Below are 18,639 nucleotides of genomic sequence, written 5' to 3' on the forward strand. Positions count from 1 at the left end.
GTTAGTTCCCCGTCATAAATCTGGAGAAACAGAATTTTATGCTAGTCGTCATTCTCTGCTCCTCATTTAAGTTTTTTAGTCATAAAAAAACCCCCGGACCTTTCGGTGCGGGGGTCTTAGTTCGTTAAGGCTTGATTTCTAAGCCTTTCCTCGTCCAAGTGCAGCCCCGCACGGTGGGATAATAATCACCACCACGCTAATCACGACCAGGCTAATCACTCGTAGAAGGGCTGTCATTTTCAGTTCTTTTTGCATCTTGTTCGAAGGAATACCTAAAGAGTTACCACAGATATTTCATCTGACACAAGATTTTTTTATGACTCATTTCTGTAGCAGGCGAACTATTTCTTTCAAAATCGTTGTTTTATATAGGGAAAAAATAGAAATGAAGATTATTCATTTTTTTGTCCTGTTTCATCAGGCAAGGCGCGCATGATTTCTTTTCTGCGAGGCCGATTCCACCGACATGTAATGATTACATTTAGGCGCTAAAAGGCTGGAACGAGCGCCGTAATTCAGTGAATTAGCGCTAAACAGGAAAAAATGATGCTGGCATAGTCACCGCCAAGGAGGGCTTATGTCACTGTCAGTTGTTTATACACGCGCGGCCATCGGCGTGAAGGCACCGCTTATTTCTGTAGAGGTTCATTTAAGTAATGGACTGCCCGGACTGACGCTGGTCGGCTTACCCGAAACGACCGTTAAGGAGGCCAGGGATCGCGTGCGCAGCGCAATTATTAATAGCGGTTATGCTTTTCCGGCGAAGAAGATCACCATCAACCTTGCGCCCGCCGATTTGCCAAAGGAGGGAGGGCGATATGATTTACCTATTGCTATAGCGCTTCTCGCGGCTTCTGAACAGCTCAATACGCCAGGGTTAAGCTCGTGCGAGTTCGTGGGTGAATTAGCGCTTACAGGCGCGTTAAGAGGCGTTCCCGGAGCAATCTCGGGTGCGCTTGAAGCCATACGCGCGGGAAGGCAAATCATTGTGGCCAATGAAAATGCCTCTGAAGTCAGCCTTATCGCCGAAAAGGGGTGTCTTGTCGCGGGACATTTGCAGGAGGTTTGCGCCTGGCTGGAAGGCCGACATGAGCTTGCCGAGCCGCAGGAGAATGAGGAGGTAGTGGCAGATTCACCCGATGACCTCAGCGATATTATGGGTCAGGAACAGGGTAAGCGGGCGTTAGAAATAACGGCCGCGGGTGGGCATAACCTGCTACTGATAGGTCCGCCAGGCACGGGGAAAACGATGCTGGCGAGCAGGTTGAGCGGCCTGCTGCCCCCCCTCAATAATCACGAAGCGCTGGAAAGCGCCGCGATATTTAGCCTGGTCAGTTCAATATCGCTGCATAAACAGTGGCGCCGCCGTCCTTTCCGCTCGCCACACCACAGTGCGTCTCTTACCGCGATGGTGGGCGGGGGCTCAATTCCCGGACCGGGTGAAATCTCACTGGCACACAACGGCATTCTGTTCCTGGATGAATTGCCAGAGTTTGAACGCCGCGTGCTGGATGCGTTGCGGGAGCCGATTGAATCCGGCGAAATCCATCTGTCTCGTACACGCGCCAAAATAAGCTACCCTGCGCAGTTTCAGCTGGTCGCCGCGATGAACCCTAGCCCAACGGGCCATTATCAGGGCAACCATAACCGCTGTACGCCGGAGCAGACGCTGCGCTATCTGAGTAAGCTGTCCGGCCCCTTCCTCGACCGTTTTGATTTATCTCTCGAGATCCCCCTGCCACCGCCCGGTCTGCTGAGGCAAACCGGTATCAAAGGCGAAAGCTCAGCAGTGGTGCGAGAACGGGTTATTGCGGCTCAGGCGCGGCAGTATGCCCGTCAGAACAGGCTGAATGCCCGGCTGGATAACAGCGGGATCCGACAGTTTTGCTCTCTCAACGCCGAAGATGCAGGCTGGCTGGAAGAGACACTGACGCGGTTTGGGCTATCCATTCGCGCGTGGCAGCGTTTGTTGAAAGTTGCGCGCACGGTCGCTGACGTGGAGGGCTGCCCCGGAATAGAGAGGCGACATTTGCAGGAGGCATTAAGCTACCGTGCGATCGATCGGCTGCTGTTGCATCTGCAAAAAATGCTGGCATAAAAAAGGGGCCGTAGCCCCTTCTCTTCTTAATCGTCAGACTCGGTGTAGTCTTCTGCACCTTCCATCTGCGGCTTGCCGCCAGACAGCGTATGGAAACGCTTAGGACGCTTAATGCGAGCCATATACTTGATCCATACACGTTCTGCATCAGACTGCGGCTCACGCTCACCACGACAAACAGAGACAAACTGTTTTTCATCTTCGGTTGCCGGTTCGCGCTTACCCAGATCCAGCTCGTTAAAGGCATAACCATGGCGCTCAAGAAGTTGAGCTTCTTTGATAGTGAAATCGCCGTGACGAGAGAACCCGCGCGGATAATGTTTATTATCGAAAAAACGATTAGTCGTCGTAAAGCTTTCCGCCATCCTACACGCTCCTAATTCTTTGGCCGAGCTATTTATGGCGCGGAGTATTAGTTACGCTTGACAGAGTGTAAAACAAAACATTTAAATCATAACGACAAATAATTTTGTGGAGAAAGATGTGGATACGGAATTGCTAAAAACTTTCCTCGAAGTGAGCAGAACGCGACACTTTGGGCGAGCAGCTGAAGCCCTCTACCTGACGCAGTCAGCAGTCAGTTTTCGTATTCGACAGCTGGAAAATCAACTGGGTGTGAACCTTTTTACCCGCCATCGCAACAATATTCGTTTAACCCCGGCCGGTGAAAAGCTATTGCCTTATGCAGAAACCCTGATGAATACCTGGCAAGCAGCGCGAAAGGAGGTTGCGCACACATCCCGGCATAATGAATTCTCGATCGGTGCCAGCGCTTCACTATGGGAATGCATGCTCAGCCAGTGGCTTATGCGGCTATATCGCACACACAACCATCTGCAATTTGAGGCGAGGATTGCGCAACGCCAGTCGCTGGTTAAGCAACTCCACGAGCGGCAGCTTGATCTGCTGATCACCACAGAAGCCCCCAAGATGGATGAATTTAGCAGCCAGATTGTTGGACAGTTTAGCCTGGCGCTCTATGCATCCGAGCCTGCAATGATGAAGGCCGACCTGAATTATTTACGCCTGGAATGGGGGCCTGATTTTCAGCAGCACGAGACGGGGTTAATTGCCAGCGATGATATCCCGCAACTCACGACAAGCTCTGCGGAGATCGCATGCCAGCATCTTCCCACACTGAAAGGCTGTACCTGGTTACCTGTTCGCTGGGCGGATAATAAACCCGCACTCCATGTTGTCACCGATTCAACAACGCTCTCCAGGCCGTTGTATGCTATTTGGTTGCAAAACAGCGATAAGCAGTCTCAGATAAAAGATCTGTTAAAAACCAGCATACTGGATTAACGCAAAAGCCTGCGGAAATGCAGGCTGCTTATTCTTCAGGAAGGTGTTGAGCCGTTTTACAGGCAAAAAAAAATCCTTTGCCGAAGCAAAGGATTCTATATGGCAGGGGCGGAGAGACTCGAACTCGCGACACCCGGTTTTGGAGACCGGTGCTCTACCAACTGAGCTACGCCCCTAAATTTTTTTGCCATTAAGCCTGCCCTTTGGGCAGGCTTAATGTCTTAATAAGTGGCGGAACGGACGGGACTCGAACCCGCGACCCCCTGCGTGACAGGCAGGTATTCTAACCGACTGAACTACCGCTCCACCGAATACTTCTGTAACCACCGGATTAATGCACCGGCTTACTACTTAATTTGATGCCTGGCAGTTCCCTACTCTCACATGGGGAGACCCCACACTACCATCGGCGCTACGGCGTTTCACTTCTGAGTTCGGCATGGGGTCAGGTGGGACCACCGCGCTAAAGCCGCCAGGCAAATTCTGTTAATCTGTATCAGGCTGAAAATCGTGTCTGTCTCTCGTTCGCCAAAACAGCTTCGGCGTTGTAAGGTTAAGCCTCACGGTTCATTAGTATCGGTTAGCTCAACGCATCGCTGCGCTTACACACCCGACCTATCAACGTCGTCGTCTTCAACGTTCCTTCAGGAGACTTAAAGTCTCAGGGAGAACTCATCTCGGGGCAAGTTTCGTGCTTAGATGCTTTCAGCACTTATCTCTTCCGCATTTAGCTACCGGGCAGTGCCATTGGCATGACAACCCGAACACCAGTGATGCGTCCACTCCGGTCCTCTCGTACTAGGAGCAGCCCCCCTCAATTCTCCAGCGCCCACGGCAGATAGGGACCGAACTGTCTCACGACGTTCTAAACCCAGCTCGCGTACCACTTTAAATGGCGAACAGCCATACCCTTGGGACCTACTTCAGCCCCAGGATGTGATGAGCCGACATCGAGGTGCCAAACACCGCCGTCGATATGAACTCTTGGGCGGTATCAGCCTGTTATCCCCGGAGTACCTTTTATCCGTTGAGCGATGGCCCTTCCATTCAGAACCACCGGATCACTATGACCTGCTTTCGCACCTGCTCGCGCCGTCACGCTCGCAGTCAAGCTGGCTTATGCCATTGCACTAACCTCCTGATGTCCGACCAGGATTAGCCAACCTTCGTGCTCCTCCGTTACTCTTTGGGAGGAGACCGCCCCAGTCAAACTACCCACCAGACACTGTCCGCAACCCGGATTACGGGTCTACGTTAGAACACCAGCCATTAAAGGGTGGTATTTCAAGGTTGGCTCCACGCAGACTGGCGTCCACGCTTCAAAGCCTCCCACCTATCCTACACATCAAGGACCAGTGTTCAGTGTCAAGCTATAGTAAAGGTTCACGGGGTCTTTCCGTCTTGCCGCGGGTACACTGCATCTTCACAGCGAGTTCAATTTCACTGAGTCTCGGGTGGAGACAGCCTGGCCATCATTACGCCATTCGTGCAGGTCGGAACTTACCCGACAAGGAATTTCGCTACCTTAGGACCGTTATAGTTACGGCCGCCGTTTACCGGGGCTTCGATCAAGAGCTTCGCGTTGCCGCTAACCCCATCAATTAACCTTCCGGCACCGGGCAGGCGTCACACCGTATACGTCCACTTTCGTGTTTGCACAGTGCTGTGTTTTTAATAAACAGTTGCAGCCAGCTGGTATCTTCGACTGATTTCAGCTCCGTCCGCAGGGACTTCACCTACATATCAGCGTGCCTTCTCCCGAAGTTACGGCACCATTTTGCCTAGTTCCTTCACCCGAGTTCTCTCAAGCGCCTTGGTATTCTCTACCTGACCACCTGTGTCGGTTTGGGGTACGATTTCGTGTTACCTGATGCTTAGAGGCTTTTCCTGGAAGCAGGGCATTTATCACTTCAGCACCGTAGTGCCTCGTCATCACACCTCAGCGTTAACAAGGTACCGGATTTACCTGGAACCTCCGCCTACATGCTTAAACCGGGACAACCGTCGCCCGGCTGACATAGCCTTCTCCGTCCCCCCTTCGCAGTAACACCAAGTACAGGAATATTAACCTGTTTCCCATCGACTACGCCTTTCGGCCTCGCCTTAGGGGTCGACTCACCCTGCCCCGATTAACGTTGGACAGGAACCCTTGGTCTTCCGGCGAGCGGGCTTTTCACCCGCTTTATCGTTACTTATGTCAGCATTCGCACTTCTGATACCTCCAGCACCCCTCACAGGACACCTTCAACGGCTTACAGAACGCTCCCCTACCCAACAACACATAGTGTCGCTGCCGCAGCTTCGGTGCATGGTTTAGCCCCGTTACATCTTCCGCGCAGGCCGACTCGACCAGTGAGCTATTACGCTTTCTTTAAATGATGGCTGCTTCTAAGCCAACATCCTGGCTGTCTGTGCCTTCCCACATCGTTTCCCACTTAACCATGACTTTGGGACCTTAGCTGGCGGTCTGGGTTGTTTCCCTCTTCACGACGGACGTTAGCACCCGCCGTGTGTCTCCCGTGATAACATTCTTCGGTATTCGTAGTTTGCATCGGGTTGGTAAGCCGGGATGGCCCCCTAGCCGAAACAGTGCTCTACCCCCGAAGATGAGTTCACGAGGCGCTACCTAAATAGCTTTCGGGGAGAACCAGCTATCTCCCGGTTTGATTGGCCTTTCACCCCCAGCCACAGGTCATCCGCTAATTTTTCAACATTAGTCGGTTCGGTCCTCCAGTTAGTGTTACCCAACCTTCAACCTGCCCATGGCTAGATCACCGGGTTTCGGGTCTATACCCTGCAACTTAACGCCCAGTTAAGACTCGGTTTCCCTTCGGCTCCCCTATACGGTTAACCTTGCTACAGAATATAAGTCGCTGACCCATTATACAAAAGGTACGCAGTCACCCCATAAAGAGGCTCCCACTGCTTGTACGTACACGGTTTCAGGTTCTTTTTCACTCCCCTCGCCGGGGTTCTTTTCGCCTTTCCCTCACGGTACTGGTTCACTATCGGTCAGTCAGGAGTATTTAGCCTTGGAGGATGGTCCCCCCATATTCAGACAGGATACCACGTGTCCCGCCCTACTCTTCGAGTTCACAGCAAGTGTGCTTTCGTGTACGGGACTATCACCCTGTACCGTCGGACTTTCCAGACCGTTCCACTAACACACAAGCTGATTCAGACTCCGGGCTGCTCCCCGTTCGCTCGCCGCTACTGGGGGAATCTCGGTTGATTTCTTTTCCTCGGGGTACTTAGATGTTTCAGTTCCCCCGGTTCGCCTCGTTAACCTATGTATTCAGTTAACGATAGTGCAACGGATTGCACTGGGTTTCCCCATTCGGACATCGCCGGGTCAAAGGTTCATATCACCTCGCCGGCGCTTTTCGCAGATTAGCACGTCCTTCATCGCCTCTGACTGCCAGGGCATCCACCGTGTACGCTTAGTCGCTTAACCTCACAACCCGAAGATGTTTCACTTCATGATTGCGAAAATTTGAGAGACTCGAACACACATGAGCTGTGTGTCGTTTCAATTTTCAGCTTGATCCAGATTTTTAAAGAGCAAAACTTCGCAGTGCACCTTTTCAGGTTCACTCTGAAGTTTTCTTGTGTTCGCAGTAAAGGATGGTGGAGCTATGCGGGATCGAACCGCAGACCTCCTGCGTGCAAGGCAGGCGCTCTCCCAGCTGAGCTATAGCCCCATCGTTTGTAATCTCTGTACCGCTCATCCTTTAAAAGGAGTTTGGTAGGCCTGAGTGGACTTGAACCACCGACCTCACCCTTATCAGGGGTGCGCTCTAACCACCTGAGCTACAAGCCTGCAGAGATTTTTTACTGCTGTTTTTCATCAGACAATCTGTGTGGACACTACAAAGGCAGGTTCTTTAAGGTAAGGAGGTGATCCAACCGCAGGTTCCCCTACGGTTACCTTGTTACGACTTCACCCCAGTCATGAATCACAAAGTGGTAAGCGCCCTCCCGAAGGTTAAGCTACCTACTTCTTTTGCAACCCACTCCCATGGTGTGACGGGCGGTGTGTACAAGGCCCGGGAACGTATTCACCGTGGCATTCTGATCCACGATTACTAGCGATTCCGACTTCATGGAGTCGAGTTGCAGACTCCAATCCGGACTACGACGCACTTTATGAGGTCCGCTTGCTCTCGCGAGGTCGCTTCTCTTTGTATGCGCCATTGTAGCACGTGTGTAGCCCTACTCGTAAGGGCCATGATGACTTGACGTCATCCCCACCTTCCTCCAGTTTATCACTGGCAGTCTCCTTTGAGTTCCCGGCCGGACCGCTGGCAACAAAGGATAAGGGTTGCGCTCGTTGCGGGACTTAACCCAACATTTCACAACACGAGCTGACGACAGCCATGCAGCACCTGTCTCAGAGTTCCCGAAGGCACCAATCCATCTCTGGAAAGTTCTCTGGATGTCAAGAGTAGGTAAGGTTCTTCGCGTTGCATCGAATTAAACCACATGCTCCACCGCTTGTGCGGGCCCCCGTCAATTCATTTGAGTTTTAACCTTGCGGCCGTACTCCCCAGGCGGTCGACTTAACGCGTTAGCTCCGGAAGCCACGCCTCAAGGGCACAACCTCCAAGTCGACATCGTTTACGGCGTGGACTACCAGGGTATCTAATCCTGTTTGCTCCCCACGCTTTCGCACCTGAGCGTCAGTCTTTGTCCAGGGGGCCGCCTTCGCCACCGGTATTCCTCCAGATCTCTACGCATTTCACCGCTACACCTGGAATTCTACCCCCCTCTACAAGACTCTAGCCTGCCAGTTTCGAATGCAGTTCCCAGGTTGAGCCCGGGGATTTCACATCCGACTTGACAGACCGCCTGCGTGCGCTTTACGCCCAGTAATTCCGATTAACGCTTGCACCCTCCGTATTACCGCGGCTGCTGGCACGGAGTTAGCCGGTGCTTCTTCTGCGGGTAACGTCAATCGACAGGGTTATTAACCCTGTCGCCTTCCTCCCCGCTGAAAGTACTTTACAACCCGAAGGCCTTCTTCATACACGCGGCATGGCTGCATCAGGCTTGCGCCCATTGTGCAATATTCCCCACTGCTGCCTCCCGTAGGAGTCTGGACCGTGTCTCAGTTCCAGTGTGGCTGGTCATCCTCTCAGACCAGCTAGGGATCGTCGCCTAGGTGAGCCGTTACCCCACCTACTAGCTAATCCCATCTGGGCACATCCGATGGCAAGAGGCCCGAAGGTCCCCCTCTTTGGTCTTGCGACGTTATGCGGTATTAGCTACCGTTTCCAGTAGTTATCCCCCTCCATCAGGCAGTTTCCCAGACATTACTCACCCGTCCGCCACTCGTCAGCAAAGCAGCAAGCTGCTTCCTGTTACCGTTCGACTTGCATGTGTTAGGCCTGCCGCCAGCGTTCAATCTGAGCCATGATCAAACTCTTCAATTTAAAAGTTTGATGCTCAATGAATTAAACTTCGTAATGAATTACGTGTTCACTCGTTGAGACTTGGTATTCATTTAGTGTCCGAGGACATTAAGAATCCATGTCACTTTGAGTGCCCACACAGATTGTCTGATAAATTGTTAAAGAGCAGTGCAACGCGGCTTTCGCTCACCGTTGCGAGGTCCCGTATATTACGTTTTCCTCATTCAGAGTCAAGCAATTATTTTCACTTTTCTCTGTTGGCGTTCATCTCTGAACCCCGCTGTCCCGGCGGCTTGTAAGCCGTTGTTCCGTGTCAGTGGAGGCGCATTATAGGGAGTTCTCAGACGTTGACAACCCCTCTTTGAAAAAAAACGTTCAACCGTCTCTTTTTTGCTCAAAACCGTGCTACAGCGCCAGTTTTTCGAGCGTTTCGAAGCCATAACGACGTAAAACGGGCAAAAGTTGTTCGGTTTCTTTTGTTATCGCCATACAGAAAGCGATGTTCGCATCCGCTGATTTCGCATCCGGCGCCTCGTGCTCCAGTAGCCAGGCCGTCCGACGCGCAATCGCAGCACCGGAATCCACCAGCCGGGTCCCTTCAGGCAAAACCTTTAACAGCTCTTCCTGTAATAGCGGGAAATGGGTGCAGCCGAGAACAACCGTATCCGGTGGTTCCTGCATCCGCAGCCATGGACGCAGAATGCGACGCAGCTCTTCAAGCGATACCGTCTCGCCGTGCAGTTTCGCTTCCGCCATTTCCACCAGCTCCGCGGAGCCGAGCATGGCGATCTGGCATTCATTGGCAAAGCGCTCAATAAGCTCACGCGTATAAGGACGTTTTACCGTACCGCGTGTCGCCAGCAACCCCACGATACCGTTCGCCGTCAGACGCGCCGCAGGTTTGATTGCCGGGACAACGCCCACAACCGGGAACGGGAATTTTTCGCGCAGGGCAGGAAGAGAGACCGTGCTTGCTGTATTACAGGCAATAACCGCCAGCGCCAGGGGATAGCGCTTTTGTACCGCAGTGACGATTTCAATCACACGCTCAACGATAAAGTCTTCACTCTTTTCCCCATACGGGAACGCGACGTTATCGAAGGCGTAGATGTAATGGAGATCCGGCAGGAGCTGCCGAATCTCATCATAGACCGAAAGCCCACCGACGCCGGAATCAAACACCAGCACGGTGGGACGCGGATCAGAAGGTGTAGCTGCCAGACAAGGTGTATTCCCGTCCTGCAGTTTGGTAGCCATAAACTGTCTCGTAATCTTTATCGAACAGGTTGGCTATTTTACCACGAACTGTGAGATGTGAGGTGACAGGATATGAAACCGCGACGTCCCACAGGCTGACGCCGCCCATTTTAACTTTCTCTGACGGATAGGTTCCAAAGTCGGTGTCGTAGCGCGTGCCGAGATAGTGATACGTCAGGCTCCAGTCAACATCATAGATCTGCGTATCAAGCTGATATTTCACCTGCTGTTTAGCACGACGGTCCAGAAGTTGATTGGTTGCCGCATTGCGGGCATCCACATAGTCGTAGCCCACAGTATGCGTCAACGGACCCGTATCAAACGACGCTGTCGCTTCTACACCTTTAATGCGTGCTTTGCCGACGTTGTAATATTGCTGCAGGTTATTGTTGAAGTCGATGAGATTATCAACGTCATTACGATAGCCGGATACGCGCCAGCTTACGCCTGCCGTCAGGCCTTCAAACGCCCCTTCCCACTGCTTGCTCTCTTCAGGATCAAGATGGGTATTGCCGTAGAAGCCATAGAGCTGACCCAGATTCGGCGCTTTATAGGCCGTGCCATAAGAGGCTATGAAGCGGTAACCGTCAACGAACTCCCAGGCTGCGCTACTTTGCCAGGTACCATGGCGACCAAACTGAGAGTTGTCATCGCTGCGGGCCGCCGCCTCCAGAGTGAAATCTCCAAACTGCTGCAACCCAGTCAGGTAGACGCCAGTGTTACGCAGGTCATAGGCGTTGGTTACGTAGTTGGTACCCGGCTCGGTGCTCTGTTTCTGCCAGTCAACGCCCGCGCCGATGTTGCCATGTCCCACGTCAACTGAGTTGGTCCACTGAACATTGTACTGTTTGATTTCATCCAGGGTTGCTGTGGAGTCATAGCGTCCAAGGTGCGGATCGTAATTGTAGTCTTTGCTGTGACTGTAGCTGGAGAGCAACTGTGAATGGAAAACATCCCGGTTAAACCGCAATCCGGCATCCCAGGTCTGGCTATAGAGTTGGCGGGTATCAACCAGCACATCAGGGGTAAATGAACTGTAATAGCCGTCATAGGCGGTACGGTTGCTGTAACCATAGCCGCGAACGAAACCACTCCATTGCTCAGAGAAAGCATGCTCCAGTGCGCCGTAGAGCGTTTTATTCATAAAGCCGTCGCGATCGGTCTGGGCAAGGCCGCCGTTATTACCGTCAGCAACGACGTCAAAGCCTTTTGTGTAGGTGTAATCCCCCGCCAGCGTAACGCGCGTACTTTCACCCAATGTTTGCTGGGTGCTGCCACCATAATTCTGGAAGCCGTGTGTCCCAACGCCAGCATTCAGCGTTGTGCCATCCTTCGCACGCGTAGTGATAATGTTGACTACACCACCGATCGCATCCGAGCCGTACACCGCCGAACGCGGTCCACGAAGATATTCGATGCGCTGCACCAGGGAGATCGGAAACTGGCTGAGATCGGACGACCCCGTGACGCCCGCCTGGTTAAGGCGGATCCCATCGACGAGAATCAGGACATGGCTGGAGTTCGTACCGCGTATAAAGAGAGAAGAGAGCTGCCCCATCCCGCCATTTTGTGCCGTATCTACGCCAGGCAGGCGACGCATGACATCCAGAACCGTGGTGGATTGCCAGCGGTCGATATCGGCCCGCGTCACGACAGAAGTCGCAGCCAGAACAGATTTTTCAGGTTGTTCGAAACGGTTTGCTGTCACCACCAACGAGTCGGCGCTTTCCTGCGCCCAGCCCGAAAATGCCGTGACGGAAAACGCCGTCAACAGCGATACTTTTTTAATCATTGTTAAAGCATCCACAATATAAGAAGGATGCCGCAGGCCTCATCGATAGCACGCGATGATGAAACCAAATGCGACGTGATCCCGGCAGGTCTTCGGGCTGGGTGGCGTTATACGGATGAAGACTTCCCGTTTTCACAGTGTCTACAACTCTCATCCCGCCAGTCTTTACCGCTGCGCGTCAGCTCCAGATTTGCACTGGATTCCCTTTTTACTCTCAGGAGACCGGAAACAGAATGCTACAATTAGACACGTATAGATGTCCAGATAGCTATTAGCCATTAAATCTGGACATCCACTGCACAATCCCTACAATCCCCGCGTAATTCTTTATCACTCAGGACGCATCATGACCCCCGAACACCTCCCGACAGAACAGTACGACGCACAGCTGGCAGAAAAAGTTGTCCGCCTGCAAAGTATGATGACGCCTTTCAACGCGCCCGTTCCCGAGGTGTTTCGTTCTCCGGTCAGCCACTACCGTATGCGCGCTGAGTTTCGCATCTGGCACGATGGCGATGACCTGTACCACATCATTTTCGATCAGCAGACGAAATCCCGGATTCGCGTAGACAGTTTCCCGGCGGCGAGTGAGCTTATCAACCAGCTAATGACGCTGATGATCGACGGTGTGCGCACTAATCCGGTGCTGCGCAACAAGCTGTTCCAGATTGACTACCTGACCACCCAAAGCAATCAGGCCATTGTCTCTCTGCTCTATCACAAAGCGCTGACCGACGAGTGGCGCGAGCAGGCAGAAGCCCTGCGCGATGCGCTGCGCGCGCAGAACATCAACGTGCACCTGATTGGCCGCGCGACCAAAACCAAAATCATGCTGGACCAGGATTACATCGACGAGCGCTTGCCGGTGGCAGGAAAAGAGATGGTTTACCGTCAGGTGGAGAACAGCTTCACCCAGCCGAATGCGGCAATGAACGTGCAGATGCTGGAGTGGGCGCTGAATGCGACGGAAGGGTCGACGGGCGATCTGCTGGAGCTCTACTGCGGTAACGGCAACTTCTCGCTGGCGCTGGCGCGTAACTTCGAGCGCGTGCTGGCGACGGAAATCGCCAAACCGTCGGTGGCCGCCGCGCAGTACAACATCGCCGCTAACCATATTGATAATGTGCAGATCATTCGTATGGCGGCAGAAGAGTTTACCCAGGCGATGAACGGCGTACGTGAGTTTAACCGCCTGCAAGGGATTGATTTGAAGAGCTACCAGTGTGAGACAATTTTTGTCGATCCGCCGCGCAGTGGCCTGGACAGCGAAACCGAGAAGATGGTGCAGGCGTACCCGCGTATTTTGTACATCTCCTGTAACCCGGAGACGCTGTGCAAGAATCTGGAAACATTAAGCCAGACGCACAAGGTTGAACGTCTGGCGCTGTTCGATCAGTTCCCATATACGCACCATATGGAGTGCGGCGTACTGCTCACGGCGAAGTAATGTGGGCCTTGTAGGGCAGGTAAGCGAAGCGCCACCTGCCAAAAAAGCCGGATGGCGCTTCGCTTATCCGGCCTACAATGACAAAACCCTTTACTCTGGTAACTGGCTCTTGCGGCTACGCATGCGCGAGCCAATCCAGAACACCAGCGCCACAGACAGCACCGCAGGCAGGAAGTTAGAACCGATATCCGGATACTCTGCACGCACCACGGTGCTGTACAACAATACACCAAGAATAAAACAGGCTGCGGCCAGCCCCGGTAACCCAACCGGCATGGTGCGGTTCAGATAACGTTGATGCAGGCAATACACCGTCAGCACCAGCGCGATAATCGGGAAAATCGAGAACGGTACAATTGAGCTGAAAACCGCCGCAAACGTACCGTTAATGGATAAGCCAGCGATCAATGCCAGCAACAGCGTTCCTTTATCCTGACCTGACTGTTTCATTACTCACCTTCACTCATCGTTTTGATGTGCCAACTTCTCTTGTTCACGGCGATACCAGTAGTACGCACCTTTAGAAATCATCCGCAGTTGCAATACCAGTCGCTCTTCGAGTTGCTTACGTTGTTCAATGCTGACATCCAGCGCTTCGGCACCCGCACTGAAAACAATGGTCACCATCGCCTCGGCCTGTGCTTCAGTAAACGCACGCGGCATATGGTTTTCGAGTTCAAGATAGTCGGCAAGTTCCGCGATGAAATGCTGAATTTCACGCGCGACGGCGGCACGAAACGCCGCCGACGTGCCAGAGCGCTCGCGCAGCAAAAGGCGAAACGCGTTAGGGTTATTGCCGATAAATTCCATAAATGTCGACACGGAGGTGCGGATCACGCTGCCGCCTTTGGCAATACGCTGACGCGCCTGACGCATAAGCTGGCGCAGCATCAAACCGCTCTCGTCGACCATGGTCAGGCCCAGTTCATCCACATCACGGAAATGACGATAGAAGGACGTTGGCGCAATCCCGGCCTCGCGCGCCACTTCGCGCAGGCTTAAACTGGCAAAACTCCGCTCAGCACTCAGTTGACTGAATGCGGCTTCCACCAGCGAACGCCGGGTTTTCTCTTTTTGTTGTGCTCTTACGCCCATCACGATAGTTGAATCCTTCCAAAGGCCCGTTGGCACTATACCAGAGAATAAAATTAATCTGTTTACCTGGCTTTGTGAATGATTGTTTACGCGCGGTTTGTGCTCCACTGCCCGAAAAAAGCACAACGATAATTGGGTTACCCAGGCAATGATGTTATGATTCTGTTGCTTTTATGTATAAGAACAGGTAAGCCTTGCCATGCCACATTCCTACGATTACGACGCAATAGTTATTGGTTCCGGCCCCGGCGGCGAAGGTGCTGCTATGGGTCTGGTAAAACAGGGAGCCAGAGTAGCGGTTATTGAGCGCTACCATAATGTCGGCGGCGGTTGCACCCACTGGGGCACCATCCCTTCGAAAGCCCTCCGCCACGCCGTTAGCCGCATTATCGAATTTAACCAGAACCCTCTTTACAGCGACCACTCCCGACTTCTTCGTTCTTCCTTTGCCGATATCCTGAATCACGCAGACACGGTCATTAACCAGCAGACGCGCATGCGTCAGGGTTTCTATGAGCGCAACCACTGTGAAATTCTGCAGGGTAACGCGCATTTTGTGGATGAACACACCCTGGCGCTGGAGTGCCACGACGGTTCGGTTGAGACGCTCACCGCTGAAAAATTTGTGATTGCCTGCGGATCGCGCCCATATCATCCGGCAGACGTGGACTTCTCTCATCCACGCATTTACGACAGCGACTCCATCCTCAGCCTGCACCACGAGCCACGCCATGTGATCATCTATGGCGCGGGCGTGATTGGCTGTGAATATGCGTCGATTTTCCGGGGAATGGAGGTCAAAGTTGATTTGATCAACACCCGCGACCGGCTGCTGGCGTTCCTCGATCAGGAGATGTCAGATTCCCTCTCCTACCACTTCTGGAACAGTGGCGTGGTGATTCGCCACAACGAAGAGTACGAGAAAATCGAAGGCTGCGACGACGGTGTGATCATGCACCTGAAATCTGGTAAGAAGCTGAAGGCGGACTGCCTGCTGTATGCCAACGGCCGTACCGGCAACACGGATTCATTGCAGCTGGAGAATATCGGGCTTGAAACCGACAGCCGCGGTCAGCTCAAGGTCAACAGCATGTACCAGACTGCGCTGCCGCACGTTTACGCGGTCGGCGACGTTATTGGTTACCCAAGTCTGGCCTCCGCTGCTTACGATCAGGGCCGCATCGCCGCACAGGCGCTGGTGAAAGGTGAAGCGACGGCGCATCTGATCGAGGACATCCCGACGGGCATCTACACCATCCCGGAAATCAGTTCTGTCGGCAAAACCGAGCAGCAGTTGACGGCCATGAAGGTGCCTTACGAGGTGGGTCGTGCCCAGTTTAAACACCTGGCGCGCGCACAAATTGTGGGGATGAGCGTGGGTACGCTGAAGATCCTGTTCCATCGCGAGACGAAAGAGATCCTCGGTATTCACTGCTTTGGTGAACGTGCCGCGGAAATCATTCATATCGGCCAGGCGATCATGGAGCAAAAAGGTGGTGGCAACACCATCGAGTACTTCGTTAACACCACCTTTAACTACCCGACCATGGCGGAAGCCTATCGGGTAGCTGCGCTGAACGGCTTAAACCGCCTGTTTTAACGCGTTGTCGAAATGGCCATCCATTGCACCACGGATGGCCTCTGCCAGCTGCTCATAGCGACTGCGCAGCGGTGAACCCGGACGATAAACCAGGCCGATCGTGCGACGCGGCTCTGGCTTAATACACGGCAGATAGACCACGCCATCACGCTTACGCTCGCGCGGCACGGCCAGCGCAGGCAGCAGCGTAATGCCACTTCCCGCCGCGACCATGTTACGCAGCGTTTCCAGGCTGGTTGCGCGGAAATGGGTATCTTCATCTGCACCCGCTTCGAAGCAGAAGCCCATCGCCTGATCGCGCAGACAGTGGCCGTCTTCCAGCATCAGCAGCTTTTCTCCGGCCAGATCGGCCATCGGCACGCGATCGCGGTTCGCCCACGGGTGATCTTCATAGATCGCCAGCATCATCGGCTCATCGAACAGCGGTACTTCAATAAAGGCTTCGCTCTCTTTGACCAGCGCCAGGATCGCGCAGTCGAGCTTGCCGCTGTCTAACTGCGCCAGCAGCTGATGGGTTTGCGCTTCATGCAGGTACATTTCGAGTTTCGGGAACGTCTGGTGCAGCAGCGGAATGATTTGCGGCAACAGATACGGGCCAACGGTTGGGATCAGGCCAATATGCAGCGGGCCGGACATCGCCTCCCCCTGCTGGCTTGCCATTTCCTTGAGCACTTTGACCTCGCGCAGTACGGTGCGCGCCTGATCCACCAGCAGCAGACCTGCCTGCGTGAACAGTACCTTACGACTGGTGCGCTCCAGCAGCATCACGCCCAGCTCATCTTCCAGCTTGCGGATCTGACCGCTCAGCGTTGGCTGGCTGACGTGGCAGGAGTCTGCCGCGCGGCGAAAATGGCGATGCTCAGCTAACGCTACCAGGTATTCAAGATCACGAATATTCATTATTCATCCTCCGTCGCCACGATAGTTCATGGCGATAGATAGCATAGCAACGAACGATTATCCCTATCAAGCATTCTGTTGAATAATACATCACATAGACGAGGCGGCACGTGTTTGACCCAAAACGACCCCGCACCGTCAGCGAGTTTCTCTCAAAACTCGAAAAACTAAAGCCAACGTGAACTTTTGCGGACCCCGTGGTCCGCTTTTTTTTGCGTATAAAAAAGCCCGGCACTAAGCCAGGCTCCGTTTTTCTCCCTCTCCCTGTGGAAGAGGGCCGGGGTGAGGGCACCAGCCCGCACTATTCAAACCAACCGGTTTTTCGCGTCCGTAATCGCCTGCGCCACCTGCTTCGGCGAGACTCCACCTTTCGCCGCACGCTTATCCAGGCAGGATTGCAGGGCCAGAATCGGGTAGACATCCTCCCCAATAACCGCACTGAATTTTTGCAGGTCGGCAAGCGCCAGCTCTTCAAGGGCTTTACCCTGACGAATCGCTTCCACTACCGCTTCACCCACAATATGGTGCGCCTCGCGGAACGGTACACCTTTCGCCACCAGGTAGTCCGCCAGCTCAGTTGAGTTAGCATAGCCCTGCTGCGCCGCTTCCTGGCAGCGCGGACGTTTCACCTGAATGCCGTCCAGCACCAGCGCGCCCATATGCAGACAGTCCAGCCAGGTGTCGAGCGCGTCGAACAGCCCCTCTTTGTCTTCCTGCATGTCTTTGTTGTATGCCAGCGGCAGCCCTTTCAGGGTCATCATCATGCCGGTCAGCGCGCCCTGCACGCGGCCACATTTGCCGCGGATCAGCTCCAGCGCATCCGGGTTTTTCTTTTGCGGCATCAGGGAGGAGCCGGACGTCACGCGGTCGGACAGCTCGACGAAGCCCGCTTCGCCAGAGTTAAAGAAGATCAGGTCTTCGGCAAAGCGCGACAGGTGCACCATCCCGATAGAGGCATTCGACAGCAGCTCCAGCACGTGGTCACGGTCAGAGACGCTGTCCAGGCTGTTGCGGGTGGCGGAAGCAAAGCCCAGCCAGCCTGCCAGCTGCTCACGGTCGATTTCATAAGCCGTACCGGCCAGCGCGCCGCTGCCCAACGGGCTGACGTCCAGACGCGTTAAGGTATCCTGTAAACGGCTCTCATCACGCGCCAGCATCTCAACGTAGGCCAGACACCAGTGCGCAAAGGTCACCGGCTGTGCGCGTTGCAGGTGGGTATAACCCGGCATCACCGCATCCTGATTGTTCTGCGCAGTGTCCACCAGCGCGCTCTGCAGCTGACGATTCGCCGCCAGCAGTTCGCCGACGGTCTCTTTACACCACAGCTTCAGGTCGGTCGCCACCTGGTCATTACGGCTACGCCCGGTATGGAGCTTTTTACCCAGCTGGCCGACTTTGTCGATCAGTTTGCCTTCCACCCAGCTGTGAATATCTTCGGCATCGCTCTGGAGGATTTGCTGCGGATCCAGACGCACCTCTTCCAGCAGATTATTCAGCGCCTCTTCCAGCTGCTGCTGTTCCTCTGCGGTCAGCACGCCCACGGTCACCAGCGCTTTGGACCAGGCCACAGAGCCGACAATATCCTGTTCGGCCAGGCGGTAGTCGAAGCGCAAAGAGTCGTTGAACTGTTTGAACCGCTGATCCGCTGCCTGTGTAAAACGCCCACCCCAAAGTGCCATAACGAATTTCCTTAATGATGATATTTTTGCCCGGTGGCGCTGCGCTTACCGGGCC

13 protein-coding genes, 4 tRNA genes, 3 rRNA genes and 1 riboswitch are annotated in these 18,639 nt (G+C 53.8%); of the genes, 4 read left to right on the top strand and 16 right to left on the bottom strand.

Annotated elements, in window-relative coordinates; genetic code table 11:
• Position 1: 1 nt before the first annotated feature.
• Positions 2-52 (bottom strand): peptide IlvX, encoded by a 51-nt coding sequence (gene ilvX / locus ACQG1K_RS21785; RefSeq protein WP_201405605.1) that lies wholly within the window; start codon positions 50-52, stop codon positions 2-4.
• An 86-nt stretch (positions 53-138) separates the two neighbouring features.
• On the bottom strand, positions 139-237 hold the full coding sequence (gene ilvL, locus ACQG1K_RS21790; protein ID WP_001311244.1) for an ilv operon leader peptide: 99 nt from the start codon (positions 235-237) through the stop codon (positions 139-141).
• 340 nt (positions 238-577) lie between these two features.
• On the opposite strand from ilvL, the gene ACQG1K_RS21795 reads away from it, so the two are divergent.
• Complete coding sequence (locus ACQG1K_RS21795; protein WP_022649778.1) at positions 578-2,098, top strand: YifB family Mg chelatase-like AAA ATPase; 1,521 nt, start codon at positions 578-580, stop codon at positions 2,096-2,098.
• A 26-nt stretch (positions 2,099-2,124) separates the two neighbouring features.
• Here the strand turns inward: ACQG1K_RS21795 and ACQG1K_RS21800 are convergent, their stop codons facing one another.
• The gene (locus ACQG1K_RS21800) at positions 2,125-2,463 is read right to left on the bottom strand and encodes a DUF413 domain-containing protein (protein ID WP_006808641.1); all 339 of its coding nucleotides are present in this window, start codon (positions 2,461-2,463) and stop codon (positions 2,125-2,127) included.
• Positions 2,464-2,581: 118 nt separating this feature from the next.
• Here ACQG1K_RS21800 and hdfR point away from each other — a divergent pair, with 118 nt between their 5' ends.
• Positions 2,582-3,403 carry an HTH-type transcriptional regulator HdfR gene (gene hdfR / locus ACQG1K_RS21805; protein ID WP_022649779.1) on the top strand — a complete coding sequence of 274 codons (822 nt, stop codon included), beginning with the start codon at positions 2,582-2,584 and terminating at the stop codon, positions 3,401-3,403.
• A gap of 100 nt (positions 3,404-3,503) precedes the next feature.
• On the opposite strand, the gene ACQG1K_RS21810 is transcribed toward hdfR, so the two are convergent.
• The 9 genes from ACQG1K_RS21810 to btuB form a co-directional block, all read right to left on the bottom strand.
• Positions 3,504-3,579, bottom strand: a tRNA-Trp gene (locus ACQG1K_RS21810).
• A 53-nt stretch (positions 3,580-3,632) separates the two neighbouring features.
• Positions 3,633-3,709 (bottom strand) — tRNA-Asp (locus tag ACQG1K_RS21815).
• 55 nt (positions 3,710-3,764) lie between these two features.
• A 5S ribosomal RNA gene (gene rrf, locus ACQG1K_RS21820) occupies positions 3,765-3,880 on the bottom strand.
• Between the two features lie 72 nt (positions 3,881-3,952).
• Positions 3,953-6,857 (bottom strand): 23S ribosomal RNA (locus tag ACQG1K_RS21825).
• A 171-nt stretch (positions 6,858-7,028) separates the two neighbouring features.
• Positions 7,029-7,104, bottom strand: a tRNA-Ala gene (locus ACQG1K_RS21830).
• 42 nt (positions 7,105-7,146) lie between these two features.
• Positions 7,147-7,223 (bottom strand) — tRNA-Ile (locus tag ACQG1K_RS21835).
• Positions 7,224-7,293: 70 nt separating this feature from the next.
• Positions 7,294-8,835, bottom strand: a 16S ribosomal RNA gene (locus ACQG1K_RS21840).
• Together the 16S, 23S and 5S rRNA genes with 4 tRNA genes alongside form the textbook arrangement of a ribosomal RNA operon.
• A 384-nt stretch (positions 8,836-9,219) precedes the next feature.
• A complete protein-coding gene (murI, locus tag ACQG1K_RS21845) occupies positions 9,220-10,071 on the bottom strand; it encodes a glutamate racemase (protein WP_023298885.1) in 852 nt (283 codons plus the stop codon).
• Positions 10,016-11,863 (bottom strand): TonB-dependent vitamin B12 receptor BtuB, encoded by a 1,848-nt coding sequence (btuB, locus tag ACQG1K_RS21850; RefSeq protein WP_023330102.1) that lies wholly within the window; start codon positions 11,861-11,863, stop codon positions 10,016-10,018. The genes murI and btuB overlap by 56 nt, the downstream gene beginning before the upstream one ends.
• Positions 11,864-11,929: 66 nt before the next feature.
• Positions 11,930-12,105, bottom strand: a riboswitch (cobalamin riboswitch).
• Positions 12,106-12,209: 104 nt separating this feature from the next.
• Here btuB and trmA point away from each other — a divergent pair.
• Entirely contained in the window at positions 12,210-13,310 is a 1,101-nt protein-coding gene (gene trmA, locus ACQG1K_RS21855) for a tRNA (uridine(54)-C5)-methyltransferase TrmA (RefSeq protein ID WP_023298887.1), read from the top strand.
• 90 nt (positions 13,311-13,400) lie between these two features.
• On the opposite strand, the gene ACQG1K_RS21860 is transcribed toward trmA, so the two are convergent.
• Positions 13,401-13,760, bottom strand: coding sequence for a YijD family membrane protein (locus tag ACQG1K_RS21860; RefSeq protein WP_017383113.1), 360 nt, complete (start codon positions 13,758-13,760; stop codon positions 13,401-13,403).
• Positions 13,761-13,769: 9 nt separating this feature from the next.
• On the bottom strand, positions 13,770-14,408 hold the full coding sequence (fabR, locus tag ACQG1K_RS21865; RefSeq protein WP_003862059.1) for an HTH-type transcriptional repressor FabR: 639 nt from the start codon (positions 14,406-14,408) through the stop codon (positions 13,770-13,772).
• A 196-nt stretch (positions 14,409-14,604) separates the two neighbouring features.
• Here fabR and sthA point away from each other — a divergent pair, with 196 nt between their 5' ends.
• A complete protein-coding gene (gene sthA, locus ACQG1K_RS21870) occupies positions 14,605-16,005 on the top strand; it encodes a Si-specific NAD(P)(+) transhydrogenase (protein ID WP_003862057.1) in 1,401 nt (466 codons plus the stop codon).
• On the opposite strand, the gene oxyR is transcribed toward sthA, so the two are convergent.
• The gene (gene oxyR, locus ACQG1K_RS21875; protein WP_022649783.1) at positions 15,988-16,905 is read right to left on the bottom strand and encodes a DNA-binding transcriptional regulator OxyR; all 918 of its coding nucleotides are present in this window, start codon (positions 16,903-16,905) and stop codon (positions 15,988-15,990) included. The two genes, sthA and oxyR, sit on opposite strands and share 18 nt — an antisense overlap.
• Before the next feature lie 305 nt (positions 16,906-17,210).
• The gene (gene argH, locus ACQG1K_RS21880; RefSeq protein ID WP_023298888.1) at positions 17,211-18,584 is read right to left on the bottom strand and encodes an argininosuccinate lyase; all 1,374 of its coding nucleotides are present in this window, start codon (positions 18,582-18,584) and stop codon (positions 17,211-17,213) included.
• Positions 18,585-18,639 lie beyond the last annotated feature (55 nt).

The organism is Enterobacter cloacae complex sp. 402C9, assembly GCF_050030745.1.
Taxonomy (GTDB): Bacteria; Pseudomonadota; Gammaproteobacteria; order Enterobacterales; family Enterobacteriaceae; genus Enterobacter; species Enterobacter intestinihominis.